We start from the raw sequence: 22,159 nt of genomic DNA, 5'->3' as shown, positions 1-22,159 counted from the left end.
AGTCAACTGCCTCACCAGGCGTGACCGCGGCTCCGCCCGGACGGTTGCCGGGTTGGGTTGATTGGGCGAGTGCTCACCGACGTACGGGTGAACCGGCCTTTCGAACCGGGCTGGGCCGTTCGCGAGCGCCCCGACGGTCTCACGCCCTGCGGTTATCTTGCCGGCGCTGCCGACCGCCCTGATTGAGGAGACCGTGCCCGAGACAAGCCTTGCCTCCGAGACCAGTCCCGCGCCGGCACCCGCACACTGGAAACGCAACGTCGCACTCTTCCTGTCCGGCCAGACCGTGTCGCTGTTCGGTTCAATGGTCGTCCAGTACGCGGTTATGTGGTACGTCACGCTGGAGACCAGGTCCGGCCTGGCGATCGCGCTCTACGCCGTCTGCGCGTTCGCCCCCCAGGGTGTCGTGTCGATCTTCGCCGGGGTGCTGGCCGACCGAATGAACCGCAAGACGCTGACGATCATCGCCGACGCGGGCATCGCGGCGGCGACGCTGGTCCTGGCCCTGTTGATGTTGAACGGCATCACGGACCTGTGGGTGATCCTGCTGGCGGTCGCGGTCCGCTCGTTCGGGGCCGGGGTGCAGACACCGACGGTGCAGGCGATCATTCCGCAGATCGTGCCGGCTGACCAGCTGATGCGGGTCAACGGCATGTTCCAGACCATCAGCTCCGCGATGGCCCTGCTGGCTCCGGCGGCGGCTGCCGCCATCTACGCCGGTTTCGGAGTGGTGCCGGTCTTCTTCCTGGACGTGATCACCGCCGTGATCGGCATCGGGCTGCTGGCCCTGGTCGCGGTGCCCACCCTGGATCGGGTGACCGAGGCTACGACCAGCTACCGACAGGACCTGGTCGAGGGCATGCAGTACATCTGGACCCACCGGATCGTCCGCTGGCTGCTGCTGGTCTTCGCGATCATCTTCATGCTCACCGTCGCGCCGTCGTTCGTCACGCCGCTGATGGTGGCCCGCACCTTCGGTAGCGAAAAGTGGATGCTGGCCGTACTGGAGATCGCGTTCAGCGTAGGAATGTTGCTCGGCGGAGCGTTGATCTCCACCTGGCTGGCCAAGCGCAGCCGGATCGGACTGGTCCTGATCTCCACCTTCGGCTTCGCGATTTTCACCGTGGCGATGGGCCTCAGCACCAACCTGTGGGTCTTCTACGGCTTCATGTTCTTGTTCGGGTTCGCGGTTCCCCTGTTCTCCACCCCGTTCATGACCTTGATCCAGGAGACGGTGGAGCCGGAGAAGCACGGCCGGGTGTTCAGCTACGTCGGCATCGTGATGGCCCTGGCCACCCCGATCGGCATGGTGGTGTTCGGCCCGCTGGCCGACGTGATCAGCGTCCAAGCCCTGCTGATCGTGGCTGGCCTGGTCACCATCGCCGTGATGATCGTGGCGATCATGGTGCCGTCCGGACAGGCCGCGATCGCCGCCGCCCGCGCCACGTCGTCGCCGGCAGCCGAGGGCCCAGCCGCCGAGAAGCCGCTGGCCGCCCAGGCCCAGTAGGCGCTGCCCACTGTCGGGCATGCTGCTCTCCGTTTCGATGGAAGCAGGGGCGTTCGCAGATGTGGAATGAAGCCCTGCGGTGTGACCGGGCGGGTCGGACCGGGCTCCCGACGCGATCGCCGAGAGCCCGGTCCGGCCTCTCCTAAGCCCTGGTCAGGGCGTCGATGGCGGCTTGGCCGATGAGGTTCATGCAGGTGGTGGGGTCATCGACGGTGACGGTGGTGGTGTTGTCGTAGACCCTGGACGGCCAGCCTTTGTTGTCGGGTGCGAGCCAGAGGACGGCGCAGCCGGCGTGGTGGAGGCGGGTGATGGTGGCCTGGCTTTCGTCGGGGTTGACGTAGTGGCCGTCGGAGACGACGACGAGCAGCCGTCCGGTGCCGGGCGTGGACAGGTGCAGGAGCCGGTCGGCTTCGGCGCAGGCTTCGACGAACCGTTCCGTGCCGGCGTCGGCGCGCATGTCGCGGACCTTGGCCGGGCGGCGACCGGGTGGGATGAGCACGGTGATCCGGTCACCGTAGGCGAGGGTCGCGCTGGTGGCCCCGGCACGGGTGGCGGCCTGGGCGATGATCCACGCGGCGGAGGACATGGGTTTCGCGAAGTCCTCCATCGAGCCGGACGCGTCGATGAGGATGCCGACGGTCAACTCGGGGTCGGGGACGGGGCGGCGTACGGTGCGCTGCCACGGCTGCGCGGTGGGGATGGCACCGCTGGCTCGTTGGGCGGCGAGGGTGACCGCCGCACGGGTACGCAGCCGTCCGGGCGGTGCGCTGCTGGGTTCACGGGTGCGGGCGGGTTCTCGGTGGCGGGCGCGGCGCAGCAGGGCGGTGAGCCGGTTGGCGGCCTGGCGTTCGGCGTCGCGGGCGTCGCGTTCGGCCCAGGTGATCGGCGTGTCAGTGTCGACGTGGATGCCGGGCCCGTCGGCCCGGGGTCCGTTGCCTGCCGGTTCCGGCGCGTCGGCGGGGTTGGTGAGAATGGCGTCGAGGGCACCAGCGATGGCTGCCGCGATCGCGCTGGTGGCCGCGTCGTCGGCGGGGAGGCTCGGTGTGACGGTCGGGTCGATGCCGAGCAGGCGGCACCAGCGTTCGCCGAGTTCGATCATGCGGGTGGTATCGGTGTCGCCGACGGTGTGGGCTTCCCGCCAGATGGCACGCAGGCCCCGGATCAGCTTGCGGCCGAGGACCTTGGTGATGGCGCGTCGTGGCTCGCGGACGTCGCCGCTGTAGAGGATCTTCGCATCGACGCGGGCGAGGAGCAGTCCGGCGGCGTAGGCGGCGCTCCATTTGGTGTCGGTGGGTGTGTCGGCGGGGTCGATGATGCTGGTGACGGCGCGTCGTAGCCACCGCCGGTCGCGGGATCGAGTGTCGCGGTAGCGTCCCTCGATGCGTGACTCCTCGAGCAGGAGCGCGGCTTCCCGGACGACGGGCGCCACGGTCGGTGGTGGATCCCACTTCGAGTGGATGACGTGGGCGCATTCGTGCAGTAGGACGCCGTAGGCGACGGGAACCTTCGACCGGTGCCCGGGCCGGCAGGGGTCGGCGATCTCCGGGTCGCCGATGAGGTCGGCGTCGACCTGGATGTCGGCGGTGGCGGGGTAGCTGAACCCGGGTGGGCCGCCGGCGGCCGGGGTGACGGTCACGCGGGCGTCGGGTCGGCTGGTCAGCAGCGCGGCCTGTGTGGTCCAGGCCGCTGACCAGGGGCTCCAGGGTGAGGCGGCCGGGGCCGGAGCGGGGCCGATGCTGGAGGGGCGCAGGTGCGCGGAAACGCTGGTCATGGAGGCCTGCCTTACTTCTGCTTGCCGAGGGTGAGGGGGGTGATGGTGGCGCCGCGGTAGGCCCGCTGGAGGGCCTCGACGACGGCTTGCCGGTCGGCCTCGGGTGCGATCGCGGCGAGGTTGGCCACGGCGGCGGCGAGGCCGAGGCTCGCGGCGACGCGCTTGAACGCCAGCAGCTCGCGCAGTTGCGGCGCCCAGTCGATCTCGTGCGTGCGCATCCGTGCGTTGAGGGCGATCGCCGCGTCGATGGCGCCGTTGGGTACGCCGAGGGAGCGGGCGAGCTGGAAGTCGGTGGTGACCTCGATGTGCACGGAGAACCGGGAGGCGAGGGCTTCGGTGAGGATGGCGCCGTGCACGCCGGGGTTGTGGCCGGCGCAGACGAAGAATCCGTCGGTGGCGGTCACGACTTCGTTGTGGTGGGCGGCGATGGTGATGGTGGCGCGGCCGTCCATCGCCGGATACAAAGCGGCGAGCACGCGGGGTGGGATGAGGGTGGCGTCGTCGATGAACAGGGCTCTGCCCTCGCGCATGGCGGTCACGAGCGGCCCGTAGGCGAATTCGAAGCCGCCGTCGGGCAGCGGGACGTAGTTGCCGACGAGGTCCTCGACGGTGGTGTCGCCGTGGCCGGCGACGGTGATCGCGTCGGCGTAGGCGGCCTCGATGAGGCTGGTCTTGCCGGTGCCGGGTGGCCCGTAGAGCAGGACCGCGATGGTGTCTCGGCGCAGCCGGCGCAGCACCTCGACGTCAGTGCTGTCGCCGAGCTGGCGGGGCAGGTACCAGACCCCGTTGGGACGCAGGACAGCGCCGGGACGCGGGGGAACCGGGCCGGTCGGGGCAGGTGCCGGCGCGGCGGGCGCCGTGGGCGTGGGGGCGACGGCCTTGGGGGCGCGGCTGGTGCCGGCTCCTGCGGTGAACGCGTCGACGCCCTCGGCGGTGATGGTGTATCGGCGAGGTGTTCCGGTCGACATCGTCGCCCACTTGCGGTCGACGAGGCGATTCAGCGCGGAGCCGATTGCCCCCGACGAACGGCCGTGCAGTTCCTTGCCCAAGTCGCTGATCGAGAAGGCACGGCTCGGTTCAGCCGCGAGTAGAGCCAGGACCGGCCCGAACATGGGGCGGGGCTTGGCCTTCGGCTTGGCGGGTCGAGTGGGTGAGGTCACCGGGCACCTCCGACGATGGCTGCGGTCGGCGTGCAACCGATACCCGCGCTCTCGGAGCTGATCAAGTCGCATCCGAGCAGGTCCGGCGTCTGGCCGGTCAGCGTCCGGCGGGTCGGGGTGCAGGTCAGGTGTGGCATGGGTGCTCCTTGGCGATTGAAGCCGCCGCGCGCCCCTTCCCGGGGCGCGCGGCGGCGTTGGTGGGCCACAGCGGGCGGGAAGAGCGCGCGTAGCCGTGCTCGGCTACGCGGAGCGGTGTTCAGGTCGAGCGCCTACCTGGTGGCAAGGCGCGGTCGGAATCGGGAATCGCAGGCCGGTGTCCGGCCCGAGCAAGGTGTTTCGGTTCCTTGTCGGTGTCACCTGTCTGCGGTGGTTATGCCGGTGCCGGTCCGGCGTGGTCGGGTCTGCGCCCTACGCCTGGTCGGGGTCGGGCAGGTCGCCGACGATCCGGTCGCAGGCGTACGGGTCGACGGCCTCCCAGCACCAGCTCCGGCCCATCACCACGTACCGGCCGTCGCCGTCCGGGGCGATGCGTTCGATGGCTTCCGGGTCGTCTGACAGGGCGCGCTGGTCGGCGACGATCACGTCGCCGTCGAAGGACAAGTTGGTCAGCACGGCGTCGACCCGCCGGTCCAGTTCGTCCTCCGGCACGCCCTTGTCCCGCAGGCTGTGGCGGTGTTGGTCGCGGTATCGCTGCTGGTCGGCGACGATCGCCTCGGCCACTTCGCGGGTGCAGGAGAACACCGCCCACCCGTTCCAGTGGTCGATCAGGGTGCCGACGAACCCGACCGCGATGCGGTCGCCGCCGTCGGGGCCGGTGGTGCGCGCCCACTCGCCGGAGAACACGCCGACGTCGCCGATACGGACCCGGTCGGGGTGCAGGTGGGACACGTCGCGGCCGGTGGGGCTGGCCGCGAGGTGACACAATTCGGCGACGCGGTCGGTGGCGGCGGTGTCGAAGGCGTCGCGGTAGACGGTCATCGCCTCGTCGCGCGGCTGGATGCGCAGCCCGAACCAGCCGGTGACGTCGCCGGTGGCGTCGGCGAACAGCTCCCATCCGCTGGTGTCGACCGATTCGCCGACCGAGGTGAAGTGGGGTAGGGCGTCGAGGACGGCGGGATCGCCGTCCTCGACGCCGACCAGGATCCGGCGCGCGGCCAGGCGCGTGTCACCGCCGGCCCGGGCGCCGATGGTGTCCTGAGCCCACCATTCGGCGGCGGTGCGGCCGGCCTCGATGCCGGCGGCGCGCATCCGCTGCAGCGCGGCGGCCCATCCGGTGGCCTCGGCGACCAGTCCGCCGGTGGGCGGCGGGGTGGTGGTGACTGGTGCGATGCGGTCGCCGTCGTCGAGGCACATCGACAAGATCGAGCCGCTGTCCCAGGTGACCTCGATGATGTTCTGCCGCTGGTCGTGGCGGCGGACGGTGCCGGTGTCGCCGGGCCGCAACCGGGTGTACGGGTCGCTGGTGTGGACCAGTGCGACGCGCTGGCCGGTCTGGTAGATCATGGTGCTCTCCGATCGGTGAGTGGAGGGGCCGCCGCTGCGGGTAGGCGGCGGCGTCGGGCGGGTTGTGTTCATCGGGTGCTGCCCGTCGCGTCACCCGTTTTGGGGGCGTGCGGCGGCCAGGGCTTGCGGGTGACGCGGTCGCCGAACATCGGGTCGGTGGCGACCGAGGAGCCGCAGCGGGTGCAGCTGGTGGCGGTGTCGTAGCCGTAGCCGGCCATGGACGGCACCTCGACGTGGTCGATCTCGTCGACCGCGCCGCAGACGGTGCACACCGTCATCCCCGGGCCGCCCTCGTCGAGGGCGGGTTCGGTGACGAACAGGTCCTCGACCGGGTCGAGGTGGTGCGCGCTGTGCCGCAGCCAGCGGCCGTGGACCGTCGCCTCGTACACCACCAGCCGCCGCTGGTCGAGATGCAGCAGGTACAGCCACTCGAGAAACCCGTCGACGGCCTCACGCAGCGAGCCTTGCCGGACCGTGTCGTTCTCGCCGGTGGCCGGGTAGCCCAGTCCGGGCACAGGCAGCTGCCGGTCCCATCGCCGAGGCTTGGGATTGACGGCGAGGGACCACCAGTTGCGGGCCAGCAGTGCGGCGGCCATGGCGTCGGTGTCGCGGCCGAACGTGTCGGTCCAGATCCGGCGCAGCAGCGGCACCAGGACCTCCGGATCCTCACCGAACTGGATGTAGCGGGCGGTGTACCTGCCGCGGAACGCGGCGACACCGATCAGCGTGGGTGTGCTCACGTGCATTTCCTCCTCAGGGATGTGGATGGGGGTCGCGGCGGTCGTGCCGGCTGGGACGACCGCCGCTCGGGGGCTATGGGATCCGCCGGCATTGCTCATGGCCTTGCTGGGAGACGGCGGTATTCGATCCGCGCGGTATTCCTCCCACCGGCCACCTCCGGTGGGAGGAAGGCTGCGGCTCAGGCGGGCGTGTCGATGGCTGGAATTACCGTGCTCGTATGGCTGCACGGATGGACGACGCGGGCGACATCGCATCTGCCCTGCGGGGGACTGCTCTGCAGGGCCACCCCGTGCGGGAGGGGCTCGGCCACACCTTCCTGGTGGGGGAGGTCGATCCTGCTCGACTACTCGATGCGTGGCGGGCGGCTCATGCGGCCATGCCGGCTACCGGCCGGTGGCCCGTTTTCACGTTGCCGGGCGACCACTACCACGAACCGGATGCTGATGAGCTCGCCGGCCTGGATCGAGTGGCTCGGACGCTGGATCCGTGGTCGGTGTATCAGCGATACGGCAGCGCTGACGTCCAGGAGCAGGAAGACGTTGAGCGCTATGTTCAGGCGTTTCTGGGTTTCGACATGGTCGCCTCGGCACTCGAGCAGCTGACCCTGCCGACCACCTCGACAGCTCTAAAGCGGTGGACCTATGACACCCTCCTCGCCGACCCGGGGCTCGCCTCCCGAGCCTTCAGCGGGTCTGAATACCTCGTCGGCACCAGCAGATGGCACACCTGGCCTGAGGTTCAGCTGGTGCTGCTGCCCACGACGTCGCAGTGGCTGGCCCCCGGCTGGGTGCCCTACTTCGGAGCGACCCGCGAGAACGGTCGTCCAGCGTTGGCAGCGGCCATGTGGCAGTGGGAGCAGCGGTGGGGCGCTGCCCTCATCGCCGCCTGGGGAACCATGCTGCAGTTCACCGCACAACGCCGGCCGCGACCAGGCTCGCAGGCGTGGGAGCTCGCCGGGCAACTGATGGCCGTCGGTGGCAGCTTGCAGTGCGAACAGTGGCAACTCGCGATCGCGCTTACCCGGGGTGACGCGTGGTTCCTGCACGACCGCCCCTGATCGGTGTCCCATCACCGTTCACGTTGCTCGCCCGAGCGGGGCGTTGTGAGCTGCCATGAAGGGCACCGGGTCGATGGCGCCGTTCGGGCTGGCATCGCCGTTGTGGTGCACCTCGTAGTGCAGGTGCGGGCCGGAGCTGTGGCCGGTCGAGCCGACGACGCCGATGGGCTGGCCGGCGGCGACCGGCTGCCCGACCGCCACCATCGGGGGTTGGTCCATGTGGCAGTAACGGGTGAGCAGCCCGCCGACGTGGTCGATGTCGACGTACCAGCCGCACCCGCGCGTGAGAACGGGGTCGCCGTCACGGTCGCAGCCCCATTCGGCGCCGGTGTCGGCGTGGACGGCGTTGCAGCGGACGGTGCGGACGGTTCCGGCGGACGCGGCGCGGATGATGGTGCCGCGCGGGGCGCTGAGGTCGACGCCGTCGTGGCCGGGCCGGGCGGAGCTGCGGAACCCGGAGCCCACGGGGGCGAGCACCGGCTGCGTCCACGGACCGCTGGCACCGCATCCGGCCAGGCCGTCGGCAGGTAAGCCGGCGATGTCGGCGATCGCGGTGACCAGCTGGGTGGCCGGTGCCTCCCATTTCGCGTAGGCGTCGGGGAAGGCGCTGATCTGCACGGCTTGGGCGGCGTCGGTGAGCGGCATCGTCTGCCAGCCGCTGATCGTGGTCAGCTTTGCGAAGAACTTCTCCGAGGCGTAGACGGGGTCCTGGAGTTGGGCGGGGCTGCCCCACCCTTGGCTGGGGCGCTGCTGGAACAGCCCGACCGAGTCCCGGTCGCCGCCGGCCAGGTTCCGCAGGGTGCTCTCCTGCATGGCGGTGGCGACCGCGATCACCCACCCACGGGCTGGTAGCCCGAGGCGTGCACCGGTGGTGACGATCGTGGCGGCGTTGCCGACCTGGTCGCTGTCCCAGTCGCCGATCGCCGGCCACAGGGCCGACGGCCCCGGCGGTGACGCCGTCATGGTTGAAGAGGAGCCGGGTGAGGTGGCCACGGGGACACAGCCGGCGGCGGTGCCGCTGCCGAGGAATCCGCCGAGGCCACCGGCGCAGAGGATGAACACGGCGACGAGCGCCACCGCGAGTGACACCAGGGATCGGAGCTTCATCTCCGCTCCCGACGGTCGAGGGGGCGTGTGCGGCAGGGCCGCGCGGTGGGGGCGCGGCATGGCGTGGCGTGTCGCTGGATTGGGTGTGAGACGTGGCCGGGCATGACGGTTGGCCCTCCTGGTTGCCGGTTATCCGAGGCTGTGGACACCGACCGGTTCGCCGTCGCCGGTGTGCACGGTGACGGTGTCGTCGGCCGGGTTGATCACGTAGATCCACGAGGCGCCGAGGTCGGCGGCGCGGCTGAGCGGGAAGACAGTGGCGGGCTCCGGCTCGGTGTCGTCGAACGTCACGCCGACTCCCCCGACCGGGTGTTGGTGGGGGAACGACCGCAATGATGGGGTGACGTCGGATCCGAGGTAGTACCAGTCGTGGGCGAGGACCGCGTCGATGAGGGCTTGAGTGTCGCGGCGGGCGGCGCTGGCCCAGATGCCGCGCAGTTGCGCGATGAGCGCCAAGGGGTAGCCGTCGAAGTGGACGTAGCGGGCGCGGACGATACTCGGCTGGCCGGGGTCGGTGGCGCTGACGTAGCAGGTGGTTCCCACGGTTCGTGTCTCCTCGTCGTGATGGTGTTCGGGTACGGCGACGACCGCGCGGTCGTCGTGGACCGCGCGGTCGGTGTCGGTTCGGTGTGGGTGACGGGGCTAGCGAGCGAGGACGGCGACCCTCTCGCCGTGCAGCAGCGGCGCGTCGTCCGGTCCCTTGAGGTGCACGCGGACCCAGATCCTCTGCGCCTGCCCGTGCTTGTCGATGAGGCGGCGCCAGTGGCCTCGTACGACGAACCGGACGTGGTAGTGCCATTTGGCGGGACCGTCGGCGGGTTCGGGCAACGCCGAGGTGCGCCGCAGCATCACGACGCGGGTGTCGTGCACGATGCGGGCGCGTGCGGCGCGGCGCCGGGCGGGCCGGTCCAGTGGCGCGGGCGTGGCGACGCTGATGGGTTGGGCCTGGATGCGCCAGAACGCGTAGGCGATCGCCGCGCAGACGCGGGTGCGGGCGGTGGCGTCGGCGATGACGTACCGGCCGTCGGGTGCGGTCTCCCAGTCGCGGTCGGGCTCGTCGATGTCCGGGTGTGTGACGGCAGGCACGGGTGCCGCGATCGGCAGCATGTTCATGTCCGTCATCACGTACGGGCCGAGGCGCGACGGCAGGGTCGGGTCCTGTCGGGCGTAGCCCTGGATGCGGGTGGCATGGGGATCCTCGGGTCGTCGCGGTTGGCCCAGCCGCAGATCAGCCATGACCGTCCGCTGGGGGAGGCGATGGTGGCCCAGGTGATCGCCGCGATGGCGCTGACCTGTCCGGCCAGGTTGCGGTGGTGGTTCGGTTCGGGCAGGAAGAGCACGCCGCCGTCGGTGGGGGCGGCGTCGGCGGTGAGGAGGTCGCCGGTGAGGTCGAGGGATTCGGCGGCTGCGGCGACGACGGCGGTCATGGCGAGGGCGAGGAAGTATGCCTCGCCCCGCGCCCATACCGCGCTGCTGGCGCGGTTGATGACGTCGGTGAGCTTCTGGTGGGGATGCGCCTCGTCGCCGTGGTCTTCGGGACGGCTGGCGAGGAGGGTCTCGACGAAGGGCCGGGTGTACTCGCCGCCAGCGGTGCTGGCGCAGTACTCGTGCATGCGGGTCTTCATCTCGATGGCGGCTCGGGCGTAGCCGGCGAGGGTCGTCTCGGTACGGAAGGTCATGAGGTCCTCCTGGTCGGGGGTTCGGTGGCGTTGGTCGTTGCGTCTGGGCTGCGGCTACGCGGCGTACGCGGGGGTGAGGGTCGCGCCGGGGATCCGGCGGGGCAGCCGCTGCGGGATCCGCGATCGCAGGTGCGTCGCGGTGGCGGCGAGACCGGCGGTGAACCAGCCGACGAACCCGCCGGCGTCGCGCCCCGGCCGCTGAGGTACGCGCTCGCGGTTGATCACCGGCTGCGGTCGGTGTGCCGGTGGCGTGGCTCGCGCGGCACGCATCGCCCGCTGTGCCTGTCTGGCGGGCTCGCATGGCCCGGCCTGGTCGGGGCACTGCAGGTTGGCGCACCGGTTGCCTGGTCCGGGTTGGTGGGCGGTGAGGACATCGACGGCGAGCCGCCACAGCAGGGGGTCGGTGACATCGCGGGGCAGCAGGGCCCGATGCGATGGGCGGATTCGGCGGCGCGGAGAAGACATCGAGGGTGACCTTTCGTCGGGTTCCGGGCAGGGGTCACCGACCGGCTCGGCGCGGTGATGCCCCTGGTGGCCGGCGCGGACAATGACCGGTCTGATCGACGCTTTTCTCTCGACGAAGGTCAAGTCGTCGGCCACGGGGTGTGGGCGTAAGCACGGTGCTCGACCGGCGGGGCGAGGTCAGGTGGGTGCGCTCGTCGACGCGAGGTCGACGTTCAGGAGGTCGTTGGTGTGGATTGGTCGGGCCGGTGGGTGGATGCGACGAGGTATGCCAGCCCGGGGCGGGTAGCCGGCGCGTCGTCGGTGTCGCACTGCTCGTCGATGAAGACCACGGGCTGCTGCTCTCCGCGCAGTCTTGTGATCTGGTAGCCGCGGCGGTCGATGTCGACCGCGTCGATCCGCCGGATCTCGTGCAGTTCGTCGGGCTCGACGAGGACGTCCTCGTAGCAGACGGCCCAGGCCACCAGTCGCAGTCCGGGCGTGGGGTCGGCGAGGAGGTCCGCTATCAGGCTGATGTCGACGCAGGCGGCCAGCGTGGGCCGGGCGACCGGCCGGTCGGGTTCCAGCGCGGCGGCGAGGTCCGGCAGGAATTCGGCGAGTCCGGCGCGGTAGCGGCTCATGCGGCGGTCGTTGACCGGTAGATGAGTGACGCGCATGTGGCGTCGTGCGCGGTGGGATGCGGTGGGGGCCGGCTGGTCTTGGACGAGCAGCAGCAGAGGTGGGTGGCCCCAGTCGGCGAGGTCGGCGCTGGCCTCGATGTCCAGCAGGCACCCGGTCAGGGTGCGCATGGCGTTGAACGACATCACGGTGTCGGCTCCTTGGAGGTACGCGAAGCCCCGCAGGCCGGGCGGCCTGCGGGGCTCCAGTTCGAGTACGAAGGATTGGTGCTGGGCGTGTTACCGCAGGTCCCGGAAGCGGGTGGCGGGTCCTGGGGGTGTGGCGTGGTTCGGGTCGTGGGCCCGTACGCCGCAGCGCTTGCGTTTGGCCACGTACATGGCCTGGTCGGCGGCGTGCAGGAGGTCGCGGGCCAGCATGCCCGGTGCGGCGATGGCGTAGCCGACGCTGGCGGTGACGGTTACCTGCTGGCCGGCGATCTCGTAGGGCAGCTTTGAGATGCGCCGGTGGGCCGCCTGGGCGGCGGTCTCGACCTCGGTGGTGTCGCCGTGCACGACGAGGGCGAACTCGTCGCCGGCCAGGTGCGCGGCCAGGGCTACCGACGGCCCGAGGGCGCTCAGACGCAGTCCGACCTCGTGCAGCAGGTCGTTGCCGTGTTCGTGGCCGTGGGTGTCGTTGACCTGCTTGAACCGGTCGAGGTCGATGAGGACGAGCCCGAGTGGTTCCCCGAGGGAGAACGTGGCCTCGAGATGGGTCCGCAGGGCCCGCCGGTTCGGCAGGCCGGTCGTGTCGTTGTGCGTGGCCAGGTGGTGCCAGTGGGACCGGTCGCGGTCGCGGGCGGCCAGCGCCTGTCGCTGGTGGTGGATGATCTGCCGCTGCCGCACGAGTAGTGCCGCCGCGGCGGCGAGACCGGCGAGGACTCCGCCGACCGCGGTGAGGTAGGAGTTCAGGTGAGACACTGGATGTCGCTCCTTTGCGTGAAGGAGCACCGGGGTGGGCGTGAGCCGCCAAGTTCGACGCCCGCCCCGGGCTACCGGATGAACGGGTCAGTTGGTTTCCGGGGCGAGTTGGAAGGCGGCCGGCTTCTCTACGACCTGGACGGCGACACCATCGGCGATGAGCTTGTGCACGGCGTTGAAGACGGCGCCCGCGCTGGCCTTGGCCGAGCCGCTGCCTTCGTTGGCCTGGTCGATGGCCTTGCACAATTGGCTGGTCTTGAACGGCTGCTCGGGGTGGGCTTCGAGGACGTCGCGGATGGCCCCGCGCAGGCTGCCCTTGGGCCGGCGTGGCTTTTCACCACGGGATGCGCTCGGATCCTCGGCGGGGTTGCTGGGCACAGTGGAGTGGTCGCTGCCTGCCGGGTCCGGGCGGAGTGCGGGCGCTGCCTCACCAGTCGTGTCCACGGCGACCGGGGCTTCGGCGTCGGCCGGGGTGGACGCGTCACCCTCGGCTTCGGAGGCGGTCGGTTCGCTGGTGGTGCTCACCGCCTGGGGTGGCGGGTTCTGTGAGGGTGACTCGGCCGCGTCGCTGTCCGGCGTTGGCCGGCGAGCGTCCGGCGGGACACTGGTTGACTTGTCGTCCGGTCCCGCCGCCACGGCGCCCATCTCCTCTGCGGGTGCGGGTGCCTCGTCCGACCGTTGAGCCTCGTTCGCGTCGGGGGTCGGTGTGGGTGCGGGGGGCGGGTCGCTGCTGGCGTCGGTCGTGGTGGCCGGCGGGTTGTCGCTGTCGGTGCTGGTCGCCGCGTTCGTGAGGTGCCGCCAGAGCGTGCGGCCGTCGTCGGCGCGGAAGGGTTCGGCCTGGCCGGTTTCCTCCAGGGTGCGAAGTCGCTTGGTGGCTGTCGAGTAGCCGACGCCGGCGCGCTGCGCGATGGCGGCGGCCGTTTCCTGGCCGAGTTCTGCCAGAGCGGCGGCGACCTTGTCGAGGGCGCTGGGCGCCGCGGTCTGGTCGGTGGTGTTGTCCATCTGTCCTCCTGTGGCTGCTGTTGGATTTGCCTGGATGTGGCGTGCACTGATGAACGCTTCGACGGCGCCTCGTGATCAAGTGCGGTGACCGGATCTCGCCGACGCCGTCGACGCTCGCGGGGTTCTTCGGACCCCCGTGCTAGTGGGCGGGGCGGCTACGGCCGGCCGAAGACGCGGTCGCAGCGGCTCGGGTCGACCGGTAGCCAGGGCAGGCCCCAGCCGATCCGGTACCGCCCACCGGTGGGCTCTACGAGGTGGACGCCGCCGCCGAGGGACACCGGGCGGGCGACGGTGAGGGCGTGCCCGTCGAAGTCGACGGTGCGCCAGTCACCGCCGACGTAGGTGGCCATCGCGGCGAACGTCTGGGCGAGGGCGGTCACGGCCTCGTGGTCGACGGCGAGCTCGACGCTGCCGTTCCACCAACCGATCACTGTCGCGAGGTAGCCCTCGTAGTAGCGGCGGAAGCCGGGAACCGGTTCGTAGCGCAGCCACTGGCCGGAGAACACGGCCGTGCTGCCCCGAGGCGGCGCGTAGTCAGGAGTGGGCATCGACCACCGCCACCGAGTACCCGGCCAGGTTGAACCGGACATTCTGCGGTTGGGATCGGCCGGGGTACCGCAGGTCTTCAGCGTCGATTGCCACTGGGATTGTCGTCGTTGCCATCAGGAGGGTTCCCTTCATGAGGTAAGGACGCATGCCCCGACTCGGGCATGGCGCGGGGCAGCGGTGCAGTGCGGCGGGTAGGAAGCGCAGGACCGGAAGCAGCCGTGTGCTGGCGCTCCTGGCGTAGTCAGGGAAAGTCACCGCCGATGACGACTGCGAAGTGCACGCCCTCATCGGGGGCGTCCTCGGGCGGGTCCTCTTGGCCGTAGGCGCAGCGGCAATTCCTCCGCTCGCACTCTTCGGTGATGTCCCACAGGTCGACGAAGTCGATGGGGACACGCTCGCCGCCGATGTCGATCAGGACGCGGTCGCGCACGGCAGGGTTGCCGCTGTGGCGGCGGATGATGTCGCTGAGCAACTCGACGAGCTGTTCGGCGTTGGGTGCGGGGTAGACCATCAGCGGGTCCTTTCGGTGATCGCCCCGGGCACGCCGCTCGGCTGTGCCCGGGTGCGCGGTGATCGCGCGTGTTCGGCCGGGCGTCGGCCGTAGTGGCGTGGTGCGGGATGTCCGCGAGCGGATGGAGCGCTCAGCGGCACCGATCGACGCGGGAGCGTGGGCGCCTTGTGGGCGGGGTGCTCCTGCTGTGGGGCCGACCTACTCGGCGTGAAGAATCACGACGGCCCGTTGGAAGAGCCGCTCGGCGAAGCTTTCCAGCGGCGTCGGGGTGGGGCTGCGGTACGGCGTGGCCGGGTGCCAGGCCGAGGCTGGCTCGTCCGCGAGATTCGTCCAGGTCAGCCCGGGGGTGAGCACTTCGACGAGGGCGTAGCTCTGGCGTTGGTAGGAGTCGCGGCGGATGCGGACCCGCAGTCGGTGGCCGTCGTCGGTTCGGCGGATCTCGCTGAGGTCGTAGCCTGCGCTGTGCGCGCCGAAGCTGCGGTCGACCACCGTCGTTCCTTGCGGTGTGGCGTCGCCTCCGCCGGGGTGGGCGCTGCCGCTGGTCACTGCTGGTTCTCCTGGTGGTCGGTGCCGGCGGCGGTGTAGGAGACGGCGGCGAGGTGGCTCGCGGCGACGCGCAGGGCGTCGATCGCGTCCCGCAGCGATGACCTCGTCAGGGCCACGTCGGTCTCGTCGAGGCCGTCGCTCTCGCTGCCGCGTGGGCTGTCGGCGAGGTGTCGCAGTCCGCTGATCAGGGTGTGGGTGAGGTACGTCAGGGAGGTGACGAGGTTGGCGAGGTCCTGCGGGGTGGGGATGGCGACAGGGCGGGCCGGGCCGAGGCAGTTCGACAGGTAGGTGGCGAGGGTTCCGGTGATCCGCGCGGCGGTGTGGGTCAGCTCCGGGCTGAAGGCGGCCTCGTCGTCGAAGGCCGACCCGATCAGCTCGGCCAGGTGCGCGGGAGACAGCTCGCGCGGCTCCTGCGAGACGTCCGGGCTCGTCGTCCCGCGACGCGCGGTCTTCGCGGGTATCGCCCACAGCCGCAGCCGGCGGGCAAGGCCGCCCAGGAACGCCACGATTCTGGGCCTGCCGGTGGCGTGGACCTCGGGGGATTCCGCCAGGTCAGTCGGCCCGGTCGACGTGGCTATGGTCAGGGCGGCGACCTTGCGGGCGCTGGACCAGGCGACGCCTGACGCCTGCGCCGACTGGGCAGACCAGTCGGCGGCGTCCTGCAACCAGGTGTGGATGTCGTCGGCGGCGTCGATGACCTCGCTGCGCACCTCGCTGTCGTCGTCGAGGCCGGTGAGGTGTGCCTGGCGGGCCTGGTCGAGGAGATGGGACCCGGTCTGTACGTGCACCCGGGCGAGCAGCCGGTTGGTGCGGTGCAGGTGCCCGATCAGGGACGCGGCGTCGGAGGGCGTCGGTAGGGCCAGCTGTGCACTGAACGGCCCGGTGGTCGTGTGCAGCCATCGGCTGAGGTGCTCGGCGGCGGTGATGGCGCTGCCCAGCCGAGCGGGATCGCTGGGGCCGTTGGCCGCGAACAGGTGGCTCATCGCGTCGAGCCAGCTGCGGGTCTCGCTATCTACCGGGAGCCCGTCCTCGACGAAGGCGACCCGGGAGTAGCTGCCGTCGGTAGCCGCGCAGATGGGGCTGTTGTCCGCGAGGTGCCACCACGGGGCGCCGCCGCCGCGGTAGGCGCTGGTCCAGTCCGTGGCGGGCTGGTCTGCCACCGGCTCGTTGCAGACGGGGCAGATCGGAAGTTGGATCATGGTGCGGTGTCCCTTCAGGCGGGGTGATGACGGCGACCAGGGGTTGGTCGCCGACGGCTTCGTGGGGTGCGACAGGGTTGGGTGACCGGCGCTCGCCGGATTCGAGGCCGTGCTGGTCGCGGAAGAGGGAAAGGGCGGCCGTCTCGCCGGCCGGTAGCGCAGTTGGCGCCCCTGCCTGGGGCGGCCGGCAGGCTGAGGCGAGATGCGGCGCCTCGGCCAGGTGAGTGGCTGGCACATGAGGCGGTCGCGAGGATGACGATCAGGGCGTTGCGGCCAGTGCGTGCTGCGGCGCGGAGCTGCGCGATGAGGTGCGCGCCTGGCCGGGTAACGGGAGAGCGGTCAGCAGGTCGTCGCCGGCTCACCGCGACCGAGGTGCCCGGCGAGCTGCAGGAGATCGGTGCGCTCGCACCGCAAGACCGAGTGCATGCTGGGCGATCCCTGCCGGGGGTGGGCAGGCGTGAGGGTGGTTGGCGGAGCCGACCGGGCAGCAGCGCGCATCCTTCGGGTACAGGGATGGCGGCTGCTGGCCCCGATCGATTCCGGCAGGTGTCAGTACAGGGCGTGAAAGCGCCCGCGGCCAACACCGGGGATGACGGTGTCATCGACGTAGTCGACGACGAAGGTGCTCCAGCCGGCGTCGACGCCCGACTGGATGAGGTGGAGCAGGTTGTGCTCCGGCCCGTACAGCGGGATGTCGCCGAGACGGCCCGGGTGCAGCCGTCGGTAGCGCTTGCCGGTGAGCTCGCCGGCGAGCACCGGTGTCTCGTGCCAGCCTTGATAGCTGTAGGTGACGGGTCGCAGGCGGTGGTTGTCGCCCGCGTAGGTGCTGGTGCCGGACAGGTAGATCTGGTGAAACTCGTCGTGCATCACCCGCAGCGCCGGTGGTACCGGCTGAGGTGCCACACGGATCGCCGCGTTGCGGCGCTGGGCGCGAATGCAGGCGTCGGCGAGCTGCTCGACCTCGTCGAGCAGGAACATGACACGGCCCATGAGCCGGTCTCCTTCCCGTTTCGGATCGATCAGAGCGCGACCGCGAGCAGACGCTGGTCGGGGTCGATGGCGGCGAGCAGGCGGTTGGCCTGTTCGAGGTAGGTCACCCGGTCGGCCATGGCGTCGCTGGCCGGGGCCAGCTTGGCGCCCTCGGCGGTGATCAGCGCGTCGCCCGCGATCGCGGTCAGTGCGCTGTGGTGCTGGTAGGCCACGAAACCGGCCTGGTACATCTCCAGCTCGGCGAGGGATATCTGCCCGGAGCCGTACGTGGCGGCGTTGTGCATCCGGATCGCGTTGACCCGGGGCTGGTTGTTGAAGTCCGCCACGGCCTTGTCCCACGGGTACTCCTGCGGGTCCGCCAGGTGGCGGGCCTCGTAGACGTGCCACGCGGTGGCGTTGCGGGTGCCGTGCACGACCCGGCTGAACAGCTGGTGGCGGATGCCCGCCCCCATACCAGCGGCTTGGCGCATGCCGTCGAGGTCGAGCAGTTTCGCTGGTCCGCCGGCGCAGGAGGCTGGGCGGCCCTTGCGCAGGCTGATCATCTGCCGGTGCTGCCAGAGGCGCAGGGCGGGCACGGCCCAGAACTGGGCCGACAGGGTGCCCTGGACACCGAAGTTGCGGTCGAGCTGGTGCGCGGTCAGCGCCTCGCGGGGCAGCTCATCCGGGATGCAGAGGATCATGGCGCGGATCGTGGCCTTCGGCGTGACGGCCGGAGTGTGAGTGACCTTGCGAGGGCTCTTGCCCATAGGTGTCCTCCTTCGGGTGGGCGCGTCAGGGCGCGCGGAAATGACCGGCCCACTGGGTACGTGGGTCGGTTGCGGGAAAGGTGTGTGTGGTGCGCGGTGGTTGGGTGCGACCTGGGGTCGCCGCGCGGCGCGGTGCCGACCGGCCCGGATGGGGCGGGTGGGCGTGACGCACCGGGTAGGGCGGCGGTGGTTCCGAGGTGGGACCGAACCGGGGTGGAGATATATGAGGTGCTGTTAGTGCCGTGAACGGTAGCGGCCTGCTCTGTCAGGCCAGTCCGGCGAGTTGATCGCCGAAAAGTGGGGTTGACCTGCACTGTGAGACATTCCGGCACGCGGCGAGCCGTCGTCGACTCGGGCGCTGTGAGACTTCGCGACTCTCACAAATGATCTTGCTCGTGACAGGCGCGGACGGTAGTCGGCCTGCGCCGAGGTACTCGGTCTAGCCCCGTTTGAGCGCCGGTGACCTGCGATGTGAGCCTCACAGGTCGTCGAAGCGCTGGGGGTTGGTGACCGTGTCGGGGCCATGATCGCAGGGCAGCTCGTGCAGGTACCGCCGATGGGTGGGGTCCGAGACGAGAGTCCAGACGCGACCTGCGGGGTCCGGGCCGTGCACGGCGGTGGCGATCGGGCTCGCGGTGCGCAGCCCGGCGAGCACGCGCAGCAGGCTGGCCTCGCGGCGCCGGGTGGGCACCCAGAACAGCACGGGGTAGGCGGGCCCGAACGTGGTGAGGCGTTCGTAGCCGCGAAGTTTGGCCACGACCCGGGCGAGGTTCTCGGTGTCGTTGTCGTGCTCGAGGAAGAAGCCGGTCGAGGTGTCGCCGACGGTCCACACGCCGTGCCCGTCGGGGCGGATGCCGGCCTGGGCGTAGACGGTGGTGGCGTGCTGCTCGGACCACCAGCGCGACAGTAGGGCGTCGGGTGTGTGGCGGGCGGTGGCGATGAGGTCGGTGAAGAACTGGTTGACGCCGAGCAGGTGGTTGACCTGGCCGCTGGCGGCGATCCGCTTGGCGCGTTCCAGGGAGCTGCGCGGCGGCTTGCCGCCGGTGCCGGTTGGGTCGTGGTAGACGGTCGGGTGCAGTTGCAGTCCGACGGGGCCGAGGGTGTAGAGCAGTGACCCGTACCGGCCGTGGGCGCCGCTGCGGCCGAAGCGGTGCAGCACGTCGAGGCGGTGCAGGATGGTCAGCCGGCGTTGGGCGGTGCGCTGGTTGTCGAAGAAGGCGCTGGTGATCTGGTCGGTGGACAGCAGGTAGTGCTCGGCGAGCAGGGTCAGGAGGGCGTGGTCGCGGGGGACGATGCGACCGAAGACCGCGAGCGGATCTGGCTTGCCGGAGGCGGGGGGAACACGGGAGTACACGACGTTTGCTCCTGGGCAGGATGGGGTCCCCTCCCGATCGGGAGGGGTGTCTGGAGAGGGAGAGGTCGGTGCGGAGGGTCTGTCAGGGGCGTGTGCGGCACTGACAGGCCAGGTCAGCATTGCGTTGCGGGTGTCCGGCGGTCACCGGTGACGATCCCGGTGACGAGCCGGTGCGCGACCCGGGCGACGCCACCGGCTGACAGGACTCCTCAGCTCCGGTCGCTTTTCGGACGGGACCGACGTTGGTCGGGCTTGCGGCTGAGGCGTTCGACGAGGTCGTCGACGGCGCTGGTGTCCTGGCTCGGTACCGCCGCGGCGGCTGCCTGGCGGATGGCGGTCGCCTCGCCGACGACCGGCTTTGGCGGCCGGGTCCGCATGGTGAACGCGGGTGTCTGACGACCGTTGACGACCAGCCGTGCGGCGGCGGTGTACGCGTCCAGGTGGGCGAGGTCGTGCTCACCCAGCTCAGGCACGGTGTGCCGGGACAGGACCTTCGCGTCCTCCGGCGCCACGGTGAAGTAGATCTTGTTGCGGGCGTTGGCTGACGCCGCGGCGAGCAGGTCGCGGGGGAACTGGGCCAGGTCCTGGTGGGCGAGCACGAGTGACAGCCGGTACTTGCGGGCCTCGGCGAGCATCGTGTCGAGGGAGTTGGCCAGGGTCAGGAAGTTTTGTGCCTCGTCGATGATGAGAGTCGCGTCGCGGCGCCGGTCGGGTTCGACGCCGGCGCGGGCGGTGGCGGCCTGCCACACCTGCGCGAGGACGAGGGAGCCGAGCAGCCGGCTGGTGTCCTCGCCGAGCACACCCTTGGGGATCCGAACGAGCAGCACCCCGCCGTCGAGAACCTTGCCCATATCGAAGCTCGACCTGGGGTAGCGCATGGTGCGCTTGACGAAGTCGCGCAGCAGGAACGCCCGCAACCTGGCGAGGACCGGTCCGATGACCTGCGAGCGCAGGCTGTCGTTGAGGCTGTCGTACCACTGCCAGAAGCCGCTGAGCCCGGCCGGGTCGTCCAGGTCCACCGTCATCGCAGAGCGGAACTGAGGGCTGTTGAGCAGCGGGGGGATGTGCTGCAAGGTCACATTGTGGTGGCGCAGCAGGGTCAGGCACGCCACCCGCATGACGTCGTCCATGCGTGGACCCCACGCCTTGGCGAAGATGTTGCCGAAGATCGACACGAGATTGTCGACCACCAGGTCGGGGTCGTCGCCCTGAAGAGGATTCAGCGTCGGTGGATTCACTTGGTCCGGGTCGAAGAGCACGACGCGGTCGGCGACGGTGGCGGGGAGCCGGTCGAGGATGTCCAGGACGAGGTCGCCGTGCGGGTCGATGACGACGGTGCCGCGGCCGGCCTTGATGTCGTCGAGGGCCATGTTGACCAGCAGTGTGGTCTTGCCGGAGCCCGTCGAACCGATCACATGCATGTGATACCTCGCGTCCGGCACCGACAGCCCCACACTGTGCCCACCGATCTCGGCATCGCCGAGCATCTTCACCCCACGCCCGCCGCCGGGAACGGCGACCGGCGCCGGCATGGACGCCGCCCGCGCCCGATCGAGGCCGGGCACGGCGAGGTCGCGCGGCAGGGCCGCGAGGGCGGCGAGTTCCGGGGCGGAGGTGAGGAATCCGGGGCCGAGCCGGCGGGCGGCGAGGACGGCCACCGGTGCCGGCATCCGGGCGCGGTGGGTGAGCCGGTTGCGGCCGGTGTGGATGGCGAAGGCCGAGGCGAGGGTGTCGGCGATGCCCCGCAGCCGGCCCTGCGGGTCGGCGCCGGTGCGCCGGCTGGTGGTGGCGACCGCGTACCGGATGCCGGTCTGCCACAGCGGGTGCGCCGTCTTGTCCAGGATCGCCCGGACGTCCCGCTCGACGGTGGGATCCCGACGGGACGCGGGCGCCGTAGCGCGGCCGGTGTTGCCGCTGCCGGGCAGGAACGCGTCCAGCAGCCACAGCACAGGCGCGGCCGGGTTGATCGCCGGTACGGCGGTCTTGCCGGCACGTAGCCGCCCGGCCGCGCGGCGGGCCCGTGCCGCCCGCCGGGGTGTGGCCGGGCGGGCGAGGATCTGCACGCAGGCGTACTCGCGGGGTTTGAGCTGGGCGCCGGCCGACATCAGCGGGCGCAGCGGGTCGGTGTCGTGGTCGGTAGCCAGCGGCAGCCACTCCACGTACACGGGAAGCAGGTGCCCACCGGCCGCGGGACGCGCGTCCAGCGGAATCGGCGGCGGCGGGCTCTCGTCTGTGGTGGTGGCCGAGCCGGGCCACGCCGCCCGCACCGCCGCCTCGACCGCACCCGGGGGAACGGTGCCGGGCACCCAGATCGAGATGAGTAACTGCCGGCCGGACCAGGTGTACTGCCACACGACGTGCGGGGCGCCGTAGAGCAGGCCCCGCCGCCGCGACGGGGTCAGCACGCCGGCCAGATTCGCCCACAGCGCGCCAGCGCTGTGCGGGTCGACCTCGGGCGGCGGCGCGATCGTGACCAGCCGCGCGCCGCGGGCGTGGTGGCGGTGCCGCCAGATCTCGACCAGGTTGCGGGCCGCGATCCACACGATCAGCAGGCCGGCGGCGACAGCCGCCAACCACGGCCGCTGTGTGGCCCACACGGCGGCGTCGACCAGCGCAGCCCCAGGTCCGGTGGGGGGCGGGACGGGACCGGCGCCCGGCCCGATGGTGGGGCGGGGCGCCGGTGGCGGTGACATGAGCGCTG

23 protein-coding genes are annotated in these 22,159 nt (G+C 71.0%); 2 read left to right on the top strand and 21 right to left on the bottom strand.

Translation table 11 applies throughout. The annotated features are described in order from the left end of the window. Window positions 1-193 precede the first annotated feature (193 nt). The gene (locus DER29_RS13110; RefSeq protein WP_199729247.1) at window positions 194-1,507 is read left to right on the top strand and encodes an MFS transporter; all 1,314 of its coding nucleotides are present in this window, start codon (window positions 194-196) and stop codon (window positions 1,505-1,507) included. A 142-nt stretch (window positions 1,508-1,649) separates the two neighbouring features. Here the strand turns inward: DER29_RS13110 and DER29_RS13105 are convergent, their stop codons facing one another. The 5 genes from DER29_RS13105 to DER29_RS13090 form a co-directional block, all read right to left on the bottom strand. Further along, a complete protein-coding gene (locus DER29_RS13105) occupies window positions 1,650-3,278 on the bottom strand; it encodes a VWA domain-containing protein (RefSeq protein ID WP_148710026.1) in 1,629 nt (542 codons plus the stop codon). 11 nt (window positions 3,279-3,289) lie between these two features. Further along, on the bottom strand, window positions 3,290-4,438 hold the full coding sequence (locus tag DER29_RS13100) for an AAA family ATPase (RefSeq protein ID WP_233599750.1): 1,149 nt from the start codon (window positions 4,436-4,438) through the stop codon (window positions 3,290-3,292). Next, complete coding sequence (locus tag DER29_RS34520) at window positions 4,435-4,575, bottom strand: hypothetical protein (RefSeq protein WP_199729245.1); 141 nt, start codon at window positions 4,573-4,575, stop codon at window positions 4,435-4,437. The genes DER29_RS13100 and DER29_RS34520 overlap by 4 nt, the downstream gene beginning before the upstream one ends. A 271-nt stretch (window positions 4,576-4,846) precedes the next feature. After that, window positions 4,847-5,941, bottom strand: coding sequence for a DUF4314 domain-containing protein (locus tag DER29_RS13095; protein ID WP_233599749.1), 1,095 nt, complete (start codon window positions 5,939-5,941; stop codon window positions 4,847-4,849). Window positions 5,942-6,009: 68 nt separating this feature from the next. Then, window positions 6,010-6,687, bottom strand: a complete 678-nt coding sequence (locus DER29_RS13090; protein ID WP_233599748.1) for a hypothetical protein — start codon at window positions 6,685-6,687, stop codon at window positions 6,010-6,012. A gap of 212 nt (window positions 6,688-6,899) precedes the next feature. Between DER29_RS13090 and DER29_RS13085 the strand changes: the two genes are divergently transcribed. After that, a complete protein-coding gene (locus DER29_RS13085) occupies window positions 6,900-7,739 on the top strand; it encodes a DUF4253 domain-containing protein (protein WP_121397596.1) in 840 nt (279 codons plus the stop codon). 18 nt (window positions 7,740-7,757) lie between these two features. On the opposite strand, the gene DER29_RS13080 is transcribed toward DER29_RS13085, so the two are convergent. The 16 genes from DER29_RS13080 to DER29_RS13010 form a co-directional block, all read right to left on the bottom strand. Next, window positions 7,758-8,846 (bottom strand): M23 family metallopeptidase, encoded by a 1,089-nt coding sequence (locus tag DER29_RS13080; RefSeq protein ID WP_121397595.1) that lies wholly within the window; start codon window positions 8,844-8,846, stop codon window positions 7,758-7,760. 129 nt (window positions 8,847-8,975) lie between these two features. Further along, the gene (locus DER29_RS13075) at window positions 8,976-9,389 is read right to left on the bottom strand and encodes a hypothetical protein (RefSeq protein WP_121397594.1); all 414 of its coding nucleotides are present in this window, start codon (window positions 9,387-9,389) and stop codon (window positions 8,976-8,978) included. Between the two features lie 99 nt (window positions 9,390-9,488). Further along, on the bottom strand, window positions 9,489-9,959 hold the full coding sequence (locus tag DER29_RS35220; RefSeq protein WP_233599747.1) for a hypothetical protein: 471 nt from the start codon (window positions 9,957-9,959) through the stop codon (window positions 9,489-9,491). Window positions 9,960-9,967: 8 nt separating this feature from the next. Beyond that, entirely contained in the window at window positions 9,968-10,525 is a 558-nt protein-coding gene (locus tag DER29_RS35215) for a hypothetical protein (protein ID WP_233600089.1), read from the bottom strand. 54 nt (window positions 10,526-10,579) lie between these two features. Further along, window positions 10,580-10,750, bottom strand: coding sequence for a hypothetical protein (locus DER29_RS35210; RefSeq protein WP_233599746.1), 171 nt, complete (start codon window positions 10,748-10,750; stop codon window positions 10,580-10,582). 452 nt (window positions 10,751-11,202) lie between these two features. Continuing rightward, window positions 11,203-11,790, bottom strand: a complete 588-nt coding sequence (locus DER29_RS13060) for a hypothetical protein (RefSeq protein WP_233599745.1) — start codon at window positions 11,788-11,790, stop codon at window positions 11,203-11,205. A 93-nt stretch (window positions 11,791-11,883) separates the two neighbouring features. Next, window positions 11,884-12,561, bottom strand: coding sequence for a GGDEF domain-containing protein (locus DER29_RS13055; RefSeq protein ID WP_121397591.1), 678 nt, complete (start codon window positions 12,559-12,561; stop codon window positions 11,884-11,886). A gap of 87 nt (window positions 12,562-12,648) precedes the next feature. Beyond that, entirely contained in the window at window positions 12,649-13,563 is a 915-nt protein-coding gene (locus tag DER29_RS13050; RefSeq protein ID WP_121397590.1) for a hypothetical protein, read from the bottom strand. A gap of 155 nt (window positions 13,564-13,718) precedes the next feature. After that, a complete protein-coding gene (locus DER29_RS13045) occupies window positions 13,719-14,111 on the bottom strand; it encodes a hypothetical protein (RefSeq protein ID WP_121397589.1) in 393 nt (130 codons plus the stop codon). 242 nt (window positions 14,112-14,353) lie between these two features. After that, complete coding sequence (locus DER29_RS13040; RefSeq protein WP_121397588.1) at window positions 14,354-14,623, bottom strand: hypothetical protein; 270 nt, start codon at window positions 14,621-14,623, stop codon at window positions 14,354-14,356. A gap of 198 nt (window positions 14,624-14,821) precedes the next feature. Continuing rightward, window positions 14,822-15,169, bottom strand: a complete 348-nt coding sequence (locus DER29_RS13035) for a hypothetical protein (protein WP_148710025.1) — start codon at window positions 15,167-15,169, stop codon at window positions 14,822-14,824. Then, on the bottom strand, window positions 15,166-16,368 hold the full coding sequence (locus DER29_RS13030) for a hypothetical protein (RefSeq protein ID WP_148710024.1): 1,203 nt from the start codon (window positions 16,366-16,368) through the stop codon (window positions 15,166-15,168). Before DER29_RS13030 ends, DER29_RS13035 begins: the two co-directional genes overlap by 4 nt. A gap of 549 nt (window positions 16,369-16,917) precedes the next feature. Next, window positions 16,918-17,346 (bottom strand): hypothetical protein, encoded by a 429-nt coding sequence (locus DER29_RS13025; protein ID WP_233599744.1) that lies wholly within the window; start codon window positions 17,344-17,346, stop codon window positions 16,918-16,920. Window positions 17,347-17,387: 41 nt separating this feature from the next. Then, window positions 17,388-18,104, bottom strand: coding sequence for a hypothetical protein (locus DER29_RS13020; protein WP_121397584.1), 717 nt, complete (start codon window positions 18,102-18,104; stop codon window positions 17,388-17,390). Window positions 18,105-18,582: 478 nt separating this feature from the next. Continuing rightward, complete coding sequence (locus tag DER29_RS13015) at window positions 18,583-19,458, bottom strand: replication-relaxation family protein (RefSeq protein WP_121397583.1); 876 nt, start codon at window positions 19,456-19,458, stop codon at window positions 18,583-18,585. A gap of 209 nt (window positions 19,459-19,667) precedes the next feature. Continuing rightward, on the bottom strand, window positions 19,668-22,151 hold the full coding sequence (locus DER29_RS13010) for an ATP-binding protein (RefSeq protein WP_121397582.1): 2,484 nt from the start codon (window positions 22,149-22,151) through the stop codon (window positions 19,668-19,670). Window positions 22,152-22,159: the final 8 nt, after the last annotated feature.

Source organism: Micromonospora sp. M71_S20, assembly GCF_003664255.1.
Lineage (GTDB): Bacteria > Actinomycetota > Actinomycetes > Mycobacteriales > Micromonosporaceae > Micromonospora.
Note: the sequence above shows the minus strand (reverse complement) of the source record. Positions and strands in the feature narration are given on the sequence as shown.